Consider the following 14,804-nt stretch of genomic DNA (forward strand, 5'->3'; position numbering starts at 1 on the left):
CTGATTGGAGTGCAATCTCTGTCTCTGTGAACTCGCTTCGGTTGCCATCCGTAGCCACACGCTCCTGAAAGCCAATATATAAAGCTCTCATACACAAAGGCCCATCCAAGAGTTGTTTGTGCGATGAATGAAATTGCCTTAGCCGCTGACTTTGCGATCATTGTCGTCGTCGCGACGGTCGTCGGACTGATCGCCCGCCAGACGGGTCAGCCAACTATCATCGCGTATATCCTCACCGGCCTGATCCTCGGTCCGGTGATGTTCGACATCGTCACCGAGGACGCCCTCGTCGAGAACATGGCCGAACTCGGGCTCGGCTTCCTCCTCTTTTTGCTCGGGATGAAGATGCGATTCGACGACATTCGTGAGATTCTGCGCCCCATCGTCAATATCGCTGTCTGGCAGACTATCCTTCAGACGGCACTCGCTCTCGCAGTCGCCTGGGCGCTCGGATTCGATCCCACCGAGATCATCATTATCGCGCTCGCGACCGTCTTCGGCGCGACGCCGATCATCGTCAAGATCCTCACCGATAAGGACGAGATCACGTCGTTGCCGGGAAAGATCGACGTCGGCGTCCTGATCGTCCAAGACATCTACCTCGTCGTCGTCCTGGCGTTGCTAGGTGCCGACTCGCTCGGGAATCCGACCGAGATAGCCCAAACGCTCGGCGTCATCGCCGTCATGATGACGTTCATCGGTCTGTTCTCGATCGCTTCCTCTCGATATCTGCTTCCGCAACTGTTCCGACGCGTCGCCGACAACAAGGACGTCTTCCTCATCGTCGCCATCGCGTGGGCATTCCTCTTCATCGCCATCTCCGAACAGTTCGATCTCTCACTCGAGGTTGGAGCCTTCCTCGCCGGCATCAGCATCGCCCAGTTGCCCTACAGCAAGGAACTCGAGGATCGGATCACGCCGATTACGGACTTCTTTATCCTCGTCTTCTTCGCCAGTATCGGCCTCCAGCTCGAGGCCGGCGAACTGCTCGCGTACTGGCGGGAGGCGGTGATCGCTTCGATCGTGTTGATGGTCGGTAACTTCTGGATCATGTTCTCTCTAATCAACCGAGAAGATTTCAGCGTCGAAACCTCGTTCCTCGGTTCGATCAACATGATTCAGGTCAGCGAGTTCTCGTTGGTCGTCGGCTCGCTCGCCGTGGCCCAAGACTTCATCGACAACGACGTGCTCGGCTATCTCAGCCTGATGGCGCTGCTGACGATGAGTGTCTCGACGTACATCATCAGCTACAACCACGCGATCTACGCTCGAGTCCAACCGTGGTTCGAACGGTTCGAATCCGACGACAAGGAGGACGTCGACCTCAGCGTCTACGAGAATCACGCGATCGCGATCGGCTACGACGAGATCACCGAAGGCGCGTTGCCGATGCTCGAGGAGAAGTACGGCGAGGTCGTCATCATCGATCGCCAGACGGACCACATCGAAACGCTCGAAGAAGAGGGCCGATACGAGTACATCTACGGGGACTTCCGGCACGGAGAGATCCGCAAAGAAGCGAACCTCAAGAACGCGTCGTTCGTCCTCAGTTCGACGGTGCAATCGGAGGTTAACAAAGCACTTCTCGAGGAAGTCAACGACGACGCGACGGTCTTCGTCGAAGCCGAGCGGATCGACGACGCGCGTGAACTCTACGACCGCGGTGCGGATTACGTCATCATGAGCACGTACCTGACTGCGGCCAAGTTGAGCGAGTACGTAGAGCAGTACTTCGACGATCGAACATCACTCGAGAAGTCGTTCGAACGCGATATCGCACGGATCGAACGGGAGGAACCGGTCGATATCGAGGCAGAACGTCAAAAGCGGACGGGAGGTGACGACGATGACTGAACTCATAACGGCGCTTGCCGTCCTGTTCGTCACGGCGGGTGCGTTCTTGTTGGTCGCCAACCACTTCTCGCTCTCGCCGGTCCCGTTTTACATCCTCGCTGGACTGGTTGCGGGAACGTTTCTCGATCAACCGGAGCTGATCGAACTCGCACAGTGGGGTATCGCGTTCTTGGTGTTCGTCTTCGGGTTTACGGTCGACTTCAAATCGTTACAGGCGGTTATTAGGGACAGCGAGGCCGCGGCGGTGACGCAGCTGATAATCGTCGCACCGGTTGCCTTCGCGGTCGCGACGATCTACGGCTTCGACACCCTGAACGCCGTCTACTTCAGCGTCGCAGCCACGTTGAGTTCGACCATCGTCGGTGCCGGACTGCTCGAGCACGAAATTCGAGACAACCTCGTCCACGGGCGGCTGGCGTCGTCGGTGCACTTTTTCGACGATCTGCTGGCGATCGGACTCATTCTCGTCCTTTCGGCCGAAGCGTACACGACGACCCAGGTCACGTCCAAGATCGGGTTCGGCGTGCTCTTTTTGATCGCGGCGCTGTTGGTTTATCGCCACATCTTCCCGCTACTGGTTCGTCTGGCGGGAGACTCTGACGAGCTCGTCATGATGGGGAGCATCTCGATACTCATCGGCTTTCTCGCCGGAGCCGAACTCGCGGGACTCTCCATGGTCGTTGGCGCGTTCGCCGCGGGCATCTCGATCCGGAGCGACGACGCGTCGACGATCGGCGTGCTCAACGGAATCGAATCGATCAAGGACTTCTTCGTGGCGATTTTCTTCGTCACGGTCGGGGCGCTCGTTTCGGTTCCCGATCTGGAGGTGTTCATCGTCGCGGCCACGCTCACGGCGCTGGTGCTCTTCGTCAACCCTTTCGTTATCATGCTCTCGTTCGTCTACGAGGGCTACGACGCAAGAACCGCGTTCCTCGCGAGTTCGACGCTCAACCAGGTGAGCGAACTCTCGCTCGTGATCGCGATCCAGGCCGCCCTGGCAGGGGCGATTTCGGAAACCCTCTTCGAGGCGATCATACTCGCGGCGGCGATTACGATGATCCTTACCTCGGTTGCTCGCCGCCACGAAGAAACCGTCTACAGCACCTTCGTCGAAGGATTGTTCGCCGGTCGGCTCACCCGCAAGATCGACGAGCGAAGCGATGTCGACGAGGGACTCGAGGATCACGTCGTCATCATCGGTTACGGGCGACAGGGGCGTCGAGTCGTCGAAACGTGCGAACGGCTCGGTCGGGAGTACGTCGTCATCGAGAACGACCCGGTACTCTGGGACGACATGCGGGCAGAGTGTCGAAACTACGTCCTCGGCGACGCGATGTCTTCGTACCCGTGGGAGAAAGCACACGTCGAAGACGCGACGCTCGTCATGTCGACGGTCGACCACCGACCGGTCTCCAAGTCGGTACTCGAGGTCGATACTCCCGCCGAAGTCATCCTTCGAGCGAGTACATCGGAAGTGGCTCGAGACCTTCTCAGCGGCGGTGCTGGATACGTGAGCGTGCCGAACATTCTGGCTTCCGATCAACTTGCAACCGTCGTCCAATCCACGCTCGACGGTGATCGATCGCTGGACCAGATCCGCGAGGAACACCTCGACCAATTCGAGACCCTCGAACGATACGGGTTCGGTTCACGGGTTGGGGACGATTGACGTTATCCGCACGCCAAAGCAGGGATCTTTCTCCTCGGTTTCCGAGAAACGGAGCCGTCCACGGCCACGGTGTCACGATATTTATTAGCCGTCCGTCTCGACTAGGCGGTATGACCATCTACGAGAGCGACCTTCCCGGCGTGGGGAAGAAGTACGAGGTCGAAATCGACGGTGGCAAGCGCCTTGTCATCGTGACCCACAACACGGGAAAGCGAGAAGTATACCTGAAAGCCGACGCGGACGCCGACAGCGATAAGCTGTTCGAACTACCGGATCGACTCGCCCGAAAAGTGGGGACGATCCTCGAGGGCGCGTACTTCCAACCCGTACAAACGAACCGCGTCGAGACGATGCTTTCGGACGAGACGTTCATCGAGTGGTATGGGGTTGCCCAGGATTCGGAGATCGCCGGACAGACCATCGCTGATGCCGGCATCCGCGAACGAACCGGCGTTTCGATCATCGCGATTCAGCGGGGTTCGGAAATCATCACTCCCCCGACGCCGGAGACAGTCATCGAAGACGGTGATACCCTCGTCGTCGTCGGCGAACGAGAGGACTGTATCGAGTTCGAACAGTTACTCGGTAACGGCGGCCCCGAGTGATACACCGATGCAGAATCTGTTGGAGGTGAGACGGAGTGGCGACTGAAACCACGCTGATCGAAATCGGAGTCCTGTTCGCAGCGGTCGCTGGCGCCGGAGTGCTCGCAAATCGGATTGGCCAGTCGGTGATCCCGTTTTACATCCTTATCGGAATGGTGCTCAGCGAGTACGTTCTGGGCGTCGCACCCGTTCCCGAGTTTCTTACGCCGCTCATCGGGGAGACGTTCCCGCACCTGGTCGAAACCGACTTCATCCACCTTGGTGCGGAACTCGGGATCGTCTTCCTGCTTTTCTTCCTCGGCCTCGAGTTCAACTTAGAGCGATTGCTCGCGGCCAGGGATCGTATCGGAAAGGCCGGAACCGTCGATCTCGTCTTGAACTTCGGGATCGGCATGGTCATCGGTTGGTACTTCTTCGGCGAGTTCCTGCCGGCGTTTATTATCGCCGGGATCGTCTACATCTCCTCGTCGGCGATCATCACGAAGTCCCTGATCGACCTCGGCTGGATCGCGAACGACGAAGCCGATCCGATGCTCGGGACGCTCGTCTACGAAGACCTGTTCATCGCGGTTTATCTCGCGGTCGTCTCCGCGCTCGTGGTCGGTGGTGGTGATATCGGCGAGGCGGCGGGCCAGATCGGCATCGCGATAGCGTTCATCCTCGGCTTGCTGGTCCTCGTCTACTTCGGAACCGCATGGTTCCAGCGAACGCTCGAGACGGATTCCCACGAATTCGTCGTGCTCCGGACGCTCGGCGTGCTTGTTTTGCTCTCCGGGGCCGCGCTCGCACTCGGCGTGAGCGAGGCGGTTGCTGCCTTCTTCGTCGGCATGGCCTTTTCCTCGACGGACCATGTCCACGAACTCGAGCGGCTGCTGGAGCCGCTCCGGGACACCTTTGCGGCCGTGTTCTTTTTCTGGATCGGCCTGTTGACCAATCCCGCCGTCTTCGTCGGCGTGGCGGGTATGATCGCGGTCGCCGTCCTTCTCACGACGCCGAGCAAACTCGTGAGCGGATACTTCGGCGGCCGGGTTTACGATCTCGACGAACGACGCTCGGTTCGCGTCGGTCTCGGGATGGTCACCCGCGGGGAGTTCTCGCTGATCATCGCGAGCATTGCCGTCGCGGTGACCGATCCGGGCGTGCAGGGTGCGATCGGCGAGGGAACCGCCGAGACGATCTACGCCTTCGCGGTCGGTTACGTCCTGTTCATGAGCATCCTCGGAACGACGCTCATGCAGTACTCCAACCGGATCGAATCGGTGATCGTCCCTCGACTGCAAGGCGATTCCGGTAGCAGTGGGCAGCCGAGCGACGATTGACTAGCGGATCGTAGCGCGATTTCTTTACTCGGTTCTAGGTGTGAACCTCGCGACAAGTACAGAGAACGGATTTATCGGTCAGTCTCTTTCCAGTCGTTCGGGTCCCCTTCACGGAATTCACCCTTGGCATGGCGCTCGCGGGGCCAGAAGGTGACGCCCAGCAGTACGACGTAGAACACACCCACAACGGCAACCACAGCAATCCCGGGGATACGGGCGATTCCAGCGGTTGTCAGCCAGTCTTGACGCGGCACGAACGCTGTAATCCTAAAGATCCACCCGACCAATAAGACACCGAGCAGAGCAAGGTACACACGTCGGGCCCGGTTTGCGAGTGCCTCGTAGAACGAGACTTTCAGCGTCGGCCTGCGATAGTCCCTGCTCAGTTCCGCTCGCCAGTCGTGACTTTCGGTGCCCTGGGACGGATCGAGGGCGTTTGCGAACAGGTTCTCTTGGAGGACTCGGGCACGAGAGCGAAAGACATCGTAGTCCCGGTACCGCCGTGCTTCGATGCCCAGAAAGATGGTGACGACAACGATCCCGATCAGCAAGATATAGTGTGGGTTATCGGTACTCGAAAACGCCCACGTTAAGATTGCTGCCATCAGCGTCACCGCCCACGTTGTCGTCTCGTCGAGGCGCTGGCGCCACGTCCCCACTCGGTCTATCTCTCCGCGATAGGCGTGGGCCATCACCGAACCCAGTCCCGTACTGTCGTCAACCATTTCGCGGCCGATCTCCCGTTGGTCTGGTGCTGTTGGGTCGAACTCGTCCCTACTCGAATCGGTCATAGGGGAGAGACATCTCCTCGCTCCATAAGCAGGTATGGTGACAGTGTAATCTGAGTGTTATGTACTGGAGAATATCGAACAGTACGCATCTGTAGTAAGCAGTTCTTCTCCGAAATAATTTTAAAACACACTCTCTCGAGACGACATTATTCCTCGCCGAAAACAGTAGTTATATGACACTACAGAGCGTGATGCCAAACGGAAGCCAGAAACTCCACGGAAGGGGGCGTTCGTATTGAAATGCCCCGGGTGCTTAGGACACCCGAGACGTGGCTTCCGAACCCTTGAAGGAACGGTTGCCATGATTGGATTACTTCTCCGCGGGCTTAAACATCCCGTCCGACAGACGAATCGAAGTCGAATACCGCCAGCTGCCGCTCACGGACCACGAACCGCTGCTCACGCACCGCCAGCCATCACGCATGCGCTCGGTGGAAGGTGCGAGCGATGACCGTCCCGACGGACGATCTGGTCGTCGACATCGTCCGAACCCTCGAGAAACAGGGAGTGCCTCGAGATTCCTACCAACTCGCAAGCGAGTTTGACCCCGAAGCGCTCGCCCGACTGGTCGACTCCGGCGGCAGGTCGGTCGAGGTCCGCCTCGAGGTTCAGGGCGTCTCGCTTGTCGTAACGAATCTGGGCGTTCGGGTACCTGACGAGAAGCCGACGACGCATCCCGAGTGTCCCCGGTGTGGACTCCCGGTTACCGCTGTCGTCCAACTCGTCCCGACCCACCACAACGCGTACCCCTACGGGTGTCGGGTTAGGGAGGATTTGCTCGAGTAGTGTCGATCGCTCGATCCACATGGCTCCCCTCGCGACGCCAGTCTCTGAGACGCGGACCACCGCCGAACGACAGGCGAGAAAAACCGTCGGTACTTAGGTGACGTCTCACGAACCCAACCTGTATGGCCATTGCTGAGGAAGCCGAGGGAACGGACGATGACGGGGATCAGGACTCTCCCGGAGCCAGCGACGAGTACGGAACTGACACCACGGCCGGCGAACGGACGGCCTCAAGCGACGAACGGGACCGAACGACGACCCAGGACGCCGACGATCGGTACACCCGAAAGAAGTGCATCCTCATCACTGGGTGTTCGTCGGGTATCGGGAAAGCAACGGCCGAGGCTTTCCTCGAGAAGGACTGGCAGGTCGTGGCAACGGCGCGCAACACCGCCGACATCGCGGATCTCGCCGAGGCAGGCTGTAAGACGCTCGAGCTGGATGTTACCGACCCAGATCAGGTCTCGAGGGTCGTCGAGGAGACCGTCGAAATCGGCGGCGCGATCGACTGTCTGGTAAACAACGCCGGCTACGCGCAGATGGGGCCGATCGAGGACGTCTCCACGCTCGATCTCCACCGCCAGTTCGACGTCAACGTCTACGGCCCGCACCGTCTCGCTCGAGCCGCACTTCCCCACATGCGAGCCCAGGACGAGGCCAGAATCATCAACGTCTCGAGCATCCTCGGTCGTCTCTCCTTCGCTGGAACCGGACCGTACTCGGGCTCGAAGCACGCCCTCGAGGCGATGAGCGACTCGCTCCGAGCGGAGGTCGAGGAGTTCGGCATCGAGGTCGTCCTGATCGAGCCAGGCACCGTCGAAACGGAGTTTATCGACCGTACGGACGACGAACTGCCGGAGAATCGAACGCCGGCCTACGAGACACTGTACGAGATCTACGACGACGCGCAACTGATTGGCGGCGGTGGTCCGCTCGCGATCGAACCGGAGGAGGTCGCGGCGGCGATCCTCCACGCAGGTACCTGTCCGGAGCCCCCGGCGCGGTACCCCGTCGGCCCGATTGCGGAGTACGGCTCTTACGTTCGATTCCTCCCGGACCGGCTCCGCGACGCGGCCTACGGTCTCCTGCGGAAGTTCGTTTGAGCAGTCGACTCCGCCTCTTTTGGCCGCGTGCGGACTCCGCTCTATCGGGTTCCTCTCTAATCGGGAAGCTCTCTATCGACTCGTTCGAGAAACTGGCCAATTCCTACCGAAGACAGGCCGCGACGACTTCGAGCATCTCCTCGCCGCGAACTTCGTCGGCGAACAGCGGAACGCGCCGAACGTCGGTGCCGCGGAAGAGTTCCTGGGCTTCCATCAGCGCGTTCTGTTGAACATCCCAGCGCCGTTGACAGAACTCACACTCCTCGAGATTCGGTTCGAGAAACTCGCCCTCGACGTCGTCGGTGACGTCCGTCAACGGTTCCATTACGCGGTTTACCACGAGCGTACCGACCGGGATTTCGAACTCGCGTAACTGTTGGCGGAGCCGCTTGGACTCGAGCACGCTCATCTCCTCGGGGACCATCACGATACGGAAGTCGGTTCGCTGGGGGTCTCGAAGCGCGGCCCGCAGGCGTTCGATTCGCTCGCGAAGTTCCTCGAGGTCGTCCATTCCGGGCTCCTGTTCGGGGCCGCCCTGGCCGCCGAACATCCCCTTGACACCCTCGATCATCCCGCCGATTCGCTGGCGGAACTGCATCATCTTTCCCATCATCGAATCCATCAGTTCCGGCAACTGCAGGAGCTTGAGGGTGTGTCCCGTCGGTGCCGTATCCACGACGACGCGATCGAACCGCTCGTCGTCCATGTACTCGAGTAGGAGTTGAACTGCCGCCGCCTCGTCGGAGCCGGGCATCCCGCCGCCGAGCATGGCGTCCATCGGGGAATCGCCGCCGAGCATCTCGCCCATTCCGCCCAGCGGGCCGTCCGGGTCGCCAAGCGGCCCGTCAGTTCCGGCCGACGGATCGCTTCCGAATCCGTCTCCAGCGCCGCCACCAGCTCCTGCGTTCGGGCTGGCATCACCTGCGGTATCGCCACCCTCTCCGGCTCCTTGTGAAAAGATCGTTTCGGCGTCCTCGAGCGCCGCTTCGGGGTCGATCTCGGCCGCGAAAAGCGGCACGTCGTCGCGGATGCGCGTTGGCTTCGCCGGGATATCCGTTTCGTAGGTATCCGAGAGCGAGTGCGCCGGGTCCGTCGAGACGACGAGCGTTCGGACACCTCGCTGAGCGCTATCCAGGGCGGTTGAGGCCGCCATCGTCGTCTTTCCGACGCCCCCTTTGCCGCCGTACAGGACGTACTCGGGTCCGTCGACCGGCTCGTCGCTCGGTTCGACGTCGATCGTCCGTCGTTCTTCCTCGTCTTCGACGGAATCCGTCGGCGTCACTTCGATCGTGTGGTCGTCGCCGTCCTCGTTCGTCTCTTCGACCGGATCGACGTCGAGTCCACTCATGCAAGCCAATACCCAACCCAGACACGAGTAATCGTCGGTCCAATTCCAAGCGGGAGACTAACCGAACTGCAGTCTCACTGCGCGCCAACCGGCTGTATTAGGGATATTAACATCGGTATACGGACTTGTTATTCTAGTGGATACCATTATATACGAGATCGTGGACTGACGAGCCAAGCGTCCCCGAACAATGACAACAGCATCTGAACCTACTGCATCCGACCCTGCCGCGACGGAGTCCGCCGCAACCGATCCGGAGCCTCCCACCGAGCCGAAGAATTCGGATACCGACACCGTTCTAACTCATTCAGAACACGAAACGCGTTCTCCCGATCCGAAACTCGAGACCCCGAACGATGCCCCGTTCCCGTACGACGGAACCGATCCCGGAAGTCGCCTCGCTCGCACTCTCGCTCGGGGTGTGGTAGACTCGAGCGACGGCACTGCTATACTGGAGGGGTCGGCGACCTGTCCCGACTGCGGGTGCGAGACGATAAACGGCGCTGGCCTCTTTGCGTGTTCGAACTGCGAGTGGTCGGGATCGCTTCGGTAACGCCCGCACCGCCATCCGATTCGGACCGAGCGAAGTCCCTGCCGAATCGAACGAATTTTACTCGAAGTACTCGATCAGCCGCTCCGCTGACTCTTCGACCCGCGGCGTCACGAGCGCGAATCGAAGCCACTCCTCTCGAGAACTTCCGAAGGCAGTCCCTGGCATTCCGGCGACGCCGGCCTCGTCGATCAGCCGTTCGACGTTCTCGAGCGTTCCCGGGAATCCGTCGAACCGAACCATCACGTAGAACGACCCGTCGGGTCGGGTGTACTCCGCACCCGCCCGCTCGAGCGCGTCGGTGAACGTGTCGACGCGATCACGGAGGCGGTCCCGATTGGCCCGGTAGTACTCCGGCCCCGTTTCCCGGAGCGCGTGCAATACGGCGTGTTGGGCGGGTCGACTCCCAGCGACGTTGACCAGCATGTGGCGGCTCCTCGCGCTTTCAACCAGTTCCTCCGGGAAGATCGAGTAACCGACCCGAAAACCCGTGATCGCCATCGACTTCGAAAACGCGTTGGTAACGATCCGATGCTCGGAGTCGACCGATAGCGCGCTCGCGAAGGTACCCGAGAGGTCGTAGTGGTCGTAGACCTCGTCGCTGACAAGGATCGCATCGTTCGATTCGGCGATCGAGACGAGTTCGCGGACCGTCTCCTCCGGATAGACCGCCCCCGTCGGATTGTTCGGCGAGTTGACGACGATCGCCGCGGTATCCGCGCTCGCCGCCGTGCGAACGTCGTCCGGATCGAGCTGACCCGTTTCGTCCGTCTCGACGTACGTCTGGGTCCCGCCGAGCATGGTCGTCTTCCCCGGATAATAGGGGTAGACAGGGTCGGTCAGAACGACTTCGGAGCCGCTGTCGCGCTCGAGCGCTCGAGCCATCGCGAGGTAGTTCGCCTCGCCGGCGCCGTTGGTGACCACGACCTGGGAAACGTCCACGTTTCGGCGAGCGGCGATCTCCTCGCGCAACTCGAGGAGTCCGTCGCTCGGCGGATACTGGAATCGGTCCGGATCCGCGTCGGCGTACTCGTGGAGCCCTTCTCGGAGCGCCGCCGGCGGCTCCCAGTCCGGATTGCCACTCACCATGTCGATCACGTCCCCCTCCGCCCTCGAGGCGTACTGCATCACGCGAAAGAAAAGCGGCGTCTCGTAGTCCATGCGTTCCGTTGGGAGCCGACGGGCGTTGGATCTTTCGACACGAACGGAAGGCAGAGCGCGACCGAAAAGCGGTTTCGACCGACTCACCGTTCCATTGAAACTGCCGGCTCCCCTTTCCTTGAGCATGAACGACGATATCGACCGCGAGCTTCCGATGCGGATCGGCGACACCCTGCGGGATGCCGAGGAAACGCTCGCCGTGGCCGAATCCTGTACCGGCGGGCTGATCGGCGCGGCGATCACGACGATTCCGGGCGCGAGCGATTACTTCGACGCCGGACTGACGACGTACGCCTACGACGCCAAGCGCCGACATCTCGGCGTTAGCCGCGAGGCGCTCGACGAGTACGGGGCCGTCTCCGAACCCGTCGCGCGCGAGATGGCACAGGGGGTCCGCGACGTGACCGACGTGACATGGGGGATTTCCGCGACGGGCGTCGCCGGTCCGACGGGCGGGACTGAAGCCGATCCCGTCGGAACCGTTTACATCGGTATCTCCTATGCCGGGCCGTGGGGGACAAACGCCTCGGAGGCGACCGTTTCCCGATACGAGTTCGACGGTGACCGGGCGACGGTTCGGGCGAATACGGTCGAACGAGCGTTCGAAGACCTGTTATCGGCGGTTGATCGAGTTCACTGAGAACGAGACACCTGTCGGGGATGCTCCCGTCGGAACGAGTCCGATCGACGACGGATCTCGACAGAAAGCTATTCCGTCCTCCGATTCCCAGCGTTCAGTAGATGAACAAGAAGGGACACGTTCTCAACGCCGTCCTGTTGAGTATCGGGTTGGGGTATCTACTCGAGCCTGCCGGGACCGAAGAGACGTTCGTGACGATTCTGATGATCGGCGTTCCCGTCACTCTGGGCGCGTTGTTTCCGGATGTCGACACCGCCTTCGGCAAGCACCGCAAAACGTTGCACAACCTACCGATTCTCGTCGCCTTTATCGCCTTTCCGTATTTCTTCGCAAACCTCGAGTACGTCTGGATCGGAATCCTCACCCACTACGTGTTAGACGTTGCGGGAAGCAAGCGCGGTATCGCGCTGTTTTACCCGCTCTGGAAGGAGGAGTTCGGTCTGCCGATCGGCGTCACAGTCAAGAGCAGAATGGCGGATCTGGTTACGGTCATCGTCACCGGGCTGGAACTCGTCGTGGCCGCGCTTATCATCTATCAAGTGCCCCAGTTGGGACTCGAGTTGGGTGAACAGGCGATCGGGATGTGGCTATAGGAGGGGCTGTCGAGACGACGTCGACCCCGAACGAGTGCTCGAGCGTGGCGATTCGTCTCAGCATCGAACAGCAGTGAGGGTATCCTCGAGACACAACCGAAGACCTGTCGCCGTTTGAATCCCGTACTCAGTCGTTCTGAATGTCGTAGTCTCCCGTTTTGAACCTCGTACTCAGCCGTTTGAACCTCGTAACCAGCCGAACCGACCCGCGGGTGAGTTCGCTAGTCGAAGTCGAGACTGGCGTCACGACGGTTCGGCGTCCATTCGTCGCAAGCGTCCATATCCTCCATCGCGCCGTCGTGATACCCACAGTACGGAACCATGCCCGAAGACGTCCGAACGTACTCGAAGTGTCGACAGTTGCCGCAGTACTGATCCGCCGTCTCAACCGGCTCGTCGGGTTCGACCGGGGCGTCGACGAACTCGGCATCGTGACCGTCCCCGCCTCCGAGCGGCGAATCGATACCCGCCGTCTTCGAGCCGCCGTCGCTGGTCGTAACGGTGCCAGCACCGGGAATGCCGCCCGTTCCGCTCGATCCGCCGCTCGAGGACGACGGCGACTCCGATTCGACGTTGGTCTGGGTCTCGACGTTGCCGTCCGGATCGCTCCCCAGTAGGCCGACGCCGCCGAGCGGGCCGCCGCTCGAGTTGTCGACCTCGACGATTTTCGTCTCCCCTTTCCGGGTGACGTTCATCTCGAGCATCCCGCCAGGGTCGTTTCTGGTCTTGAAGTTGACGACGGCGGTGAACAGACACCACACCGAGATGAACAGTCCCAGAAGGTAGACGGCGGAGACGTGGAGTGTGAGGTTGTCACCGTAGCCACGCCAGTGGTGGGGATACGCGTGCCAAAATAATGCCACGCCGAGCAGGCAGAGACTGGCACCGATCGCGGCCGCGGCTTTGACTCGACGAGACGCCGGTAACACGATGAAGACGCCGACGAGCGCAGCCGGAACGCCGATCCCCGCCAGAATTCCTGCGGCCTCGAGCGCGGCGTACTGATCGGCGAAGTATCCCGAAAAGAGTTCTGTCGTGGCGACGAGCACGGCGATGACTGCCAGAATCGCCCCGATAACGACCAGTATCGTTCCCGCGTACAGCCGTCGGAGGCTCGACACCTCCCGTTCGTTCCCCTGATATACCTCCGCCAGGCTGGTCATAGTGGGGGGGTTCGTACTCACACCACAAAAAACGATACGTCAGACACATATCGGAAGACAGAGGTATATTGTGAGGGAACAAGGGTTGGCAGATAAATCGCGGAAAGTACAGAGGTATCGTGGAAAGTAAGCGGAACGCGGTTTCGCTCGGAGCGATTGTCCGTTCGGTGATCATCGGAACACCACTCGAAACGAAAGTTTGAATCGAGACGCTTGCAAAGTGGCGAGTATGAGCGACGACGAAGAAGAGACGGAACCCGCCGTATCCCTCGGGGAAGGGACGCCGGTCGAGGGTGCACCGCTGGCTCGAGTAAGCTCCCGGCTCACGTGGCCGAAAGAAAAGAGCGAGATTGATCGGCTCGAGGGCGACAGCGTCATCCGAACACCTGACGGACCGCGGGAACTGTCGGACGTCCTCGTCGATGTCGACGAGACGTACTTCGAGCGCCATCAAGAGTTCGACGGCCACGTCAGGGACGTTATCGGGACTGGGCCCGTCCAGACCACGAGCGAGTAATCAGCCGTGGCAATCGAGGACGAAAGCAGCAGCGTTCGCTGGATACGCGACCAGTTCAATCGCCTATCCTGGTTTCAAAAGTCGCTCCTTACCGGCGCGATACTGACGATTCTGTGGACACGGACCGTTCCGTCGGGACTTGACGAACGGGTCGTTGTCGACGGATTGTTACTGATCGTCGGCCCACTCGCACTCGGCCTCTCCCACGGTCGTCGGATCGGTTGGACCATCAATCGGGTCGCGATTCGAAACGCGATTTTGCTCTCGCTTTTCGTGCTCCCGTTCTATCTGGTCGGCTCGACGTTTCCCACGATCAGACAGTTTTATCCGATGTGGGAAACGTCGGCGGCTCCCGGCGAGTTCATCCCGCACGCGATCAAGTTGTTCATCCTCGCGCTCGCGGCGGAAACCTACTACCGCGGATTACTCTGTGTCGGCGTCAAAGAGATCGGATTCAAGGCGGTTCTCATCAGCCCGATCGTCTACATGATCCACCACTCCTCGAAACCGCCGATCGAGTTCCTGCTTTCGGGACCCACGGACGTCCTCTTCGGCGCGGTCGACTACAAGTCGAACTCGATCCTCCCGTCGGTGATCGCCCACGGCGTCGGCCTCGTCTTCCTCGACTGGCTGGTGCTTCACGATCCGCTGTTCGATCCGACGGGAATCCTCGAGTACCTCGAGTGGCTTCCGATTCCGCTTTGA

At 60.5% G+C, this 14,804-nt stretch carries 15 protein-coding genes; 11 read left to right on the forward strand and 4 right to left on the reverse strand.

The features are described 5' to 3' along the window. Positions 1-123: 123 nt before the first annotated feature. From QNM96_RS06755 to QNM96_RS06770, 4 genes are all read left to right on the forward strand, one after another. Positions 124-1,854: a cation:proton antiporter gene (locus QNM96_RS06755; RefSeq protein ID WP_283835263.1), complete on the forward strand. Its 1,731-nt coding sequence runs from the start codon at positions 124-126 to the stop codon at positions 1,852-1,854. Further along, positions 1,847-3,523, forward strand: coding sequence for a cation:proton antiporter (locus tag QNM96_RS06760; RefSeq protein WP_283835264.1), 1,677 nt, complete (start codon positions 1,847-1,849; stop codon positions 3,521-3,523). Before QNM96_RS06755 ends, QNM96_RS06760 begins: the two co-directional genes overlap by 8 nt. Positions 3,524-3,633: 110 nt before the next feature. Then, on the forward strand, positions 3,634-4,128 hold the full coding sequence (locus tag QNM96_RS06765; protein ID WP_283835265.1) for a TrkA C-terminal domain-containing protein: 495 nt from the start codon (positions 3,634-3,636) through the stop codon (positions 4,126-4,128). Between the two features lie 35 nt (positions 4,129-4,163). Then, positions 4,164-5,447: a cation:proton antiporter gene (locus QNM96_RS06770; RefSeq protein ID WP_283835266.1), complete on the forward strand. Its 1,284-nt coding sequence runs from the start codon at positions 4,164-4,166 to the stop codon at positions 5,445-5,447. 71 nt (positions 5,448-5,518) lie between these two features. Here the strand turns inward: QNM96_RS06770 and QNM96_RS06775 are convergent, their stop codons facing one another. Beyond that, the gene (locus QNM96_RS06775) at positions 5,519-6,238 is read right to left on the reverse strand and encodes a DUF2270 domain-containing protein (protein WP_283835269.1); all 720 of its coding nucleotides are present in this window, start codon (positions 6,236-6,238) and stop codon (positions 5,519-5,521) included. Positions 6,239-6,685: 447 nt separating this feature from the next. Between QNM96_RS06775 and QNM96_RS06780 the strand changes: the two genes are divergently transcribed. Next, complete coding sequence (locus QNM96_RS06780; RefSeq protein ID WP_283835270.1) at positions 6,686-7,024, forward strand: hypothetical protein; 339 nt, start codon at positions 6,686-6,688, stop codon at positions 7,022-7,024. Between the two features lie 122 nt (positions 7,025-7,146). Continuing rightward, entirely contained in the window at positions 7,147-8,127 is a 981-nt protein-coding gene (locus QNM96_RS06785) for an SDR family oxidoreductase (RefSeq protein ID WP_283835271.1), read from the forward strand. A gap of 103 nt (positions 8,128-8,230) precedes the next feature. Here QNM96_RS06785 and QNM96_RS06790 read toward each other — a convergent pair whose 3' ends face one another. Beyond that, on the reverse strand, positions 8,231-9,475 hold the full coding sequence (locus QNM96_RS06790; RefSeq protein WP_283835272.1) for a TRC40/GET3/ArsA family transport-energizing ATPase: 1,245 nt from the start codon (positions 9,473-9,475) through the stop codon (positions 8,231-8,233). A gap of 190 nt (positions 9,476-9,665) precedes the next feature. Between QNM96_RS06790 and QNM96_RS06795 the strand changes: the two genes are divergently transcribed. Then, on the forward strand, positions 9,666-10,028 hold the full coding sequence (locus QNM96_RS06795; RefSeq protein ID WP_283835273.1) for a hypothetical protein: 363 nt from the start codon (positions 9,666-9,668) through the stop codon (positions 10,026-10,028). A 57-nt stretch (positions 10,029-10,085) separates the two neighbouring features. On the opposite strand, the gene QNM96_RS06800 is transcribed toward QNM96_RS06795, so the two are convergent. After that, the gene (locus QNM96_RS06800) at positions 10,086-11,186 is read right to left on the reverse strand and encodes a pyridoxal phosphate-dependent aminotransferase (protein WP_283835274.1); all 1,101 of its coding nucleotides are present in this window, start codon (positions 11,184-11,186) and stop codon (positions 10,086-10,088) included. Between the two features lie 124 nt (positions 11,187-11,310). On the opposite strand from QNM96_RS06800, the gene QNM96_RS06805 reads away from it, so the two are divergent. Continuing rightward, a complete protein-coding gene (locus QNM96_RS06805) occupies positions 11,311-11,826 on the forward strand; it encodes a CinA family protein (protein WP_283835275.1) in 516 nt (171 codons plus the stop codon). Positions 11,827-11,927: 101 nt separating this feature from the next. Then, positions 11,928-12,419 (forward strand): metal-dependent hydrolase, encoded by a 492-nt coding sequence (locus QNM96_RS06810; protein ID WP_283835277.1) that lies wholly within the window; start codon positions 11,928-11,930, stop codon positions 12,417-12,419. Between the two features lie 221 nt (positions 12,420-12,640). Here the strand turns inward: QNM96_RS06810 and QNM96_RS06815 are convergent, their stop codons facing one another. Next, the gene (locus QNM96_RS06815) at positions 12,641-13,582 is read right to left on the reverse strand and encodes a hypothetical protein (RefSeq protein WP_283835278.1); all 942 of its coding nucleotides are present in this window, start codon (positions 13,580-13,582) and stop codon (positions 12,641-12,643) included. Between the two features lie 229 nt (positions 13,583-13,811). Here QNM96_RS06815 and QNM96_RS06820 point away from each other — a divergent pair, with 229 nt between their 5' ends. Both QNM96_RS06820 and QNM96_RS06825 read left to right on the forward strand, forming a co-directional pair. Continuing rightward, positions 13,812-14,099: a DUF5789 family protein gene (locus tag QNM96_RS06820; RefSeq protein WP_283835279.1), complete on the forward strand. Its 288-nt coding sequence runs from the start codon at positions 13,812-13,814 to the stop codon at positions 14,097-14,099. Positions 14,100-14,105: 6 nt separating this feature from the next. Then, entirely contained in the window at positions 14,106-14,804 is a 699-nt protein-coding gene (locus tag QNM96_RS06825; protein ID WP_283835280.1) for a CPBP family glutamic-type intramembrane protease, read from the forward strand.

The sequence above is a fragment of the Halostagnicola sp. A-GB9-2 genome, from assembly GCF_030068615.1.
GTDB lineage: Archaea > Halobacteriota > Halobacteria > Halobacteriales > Natrialbaceae > Halostagnicola.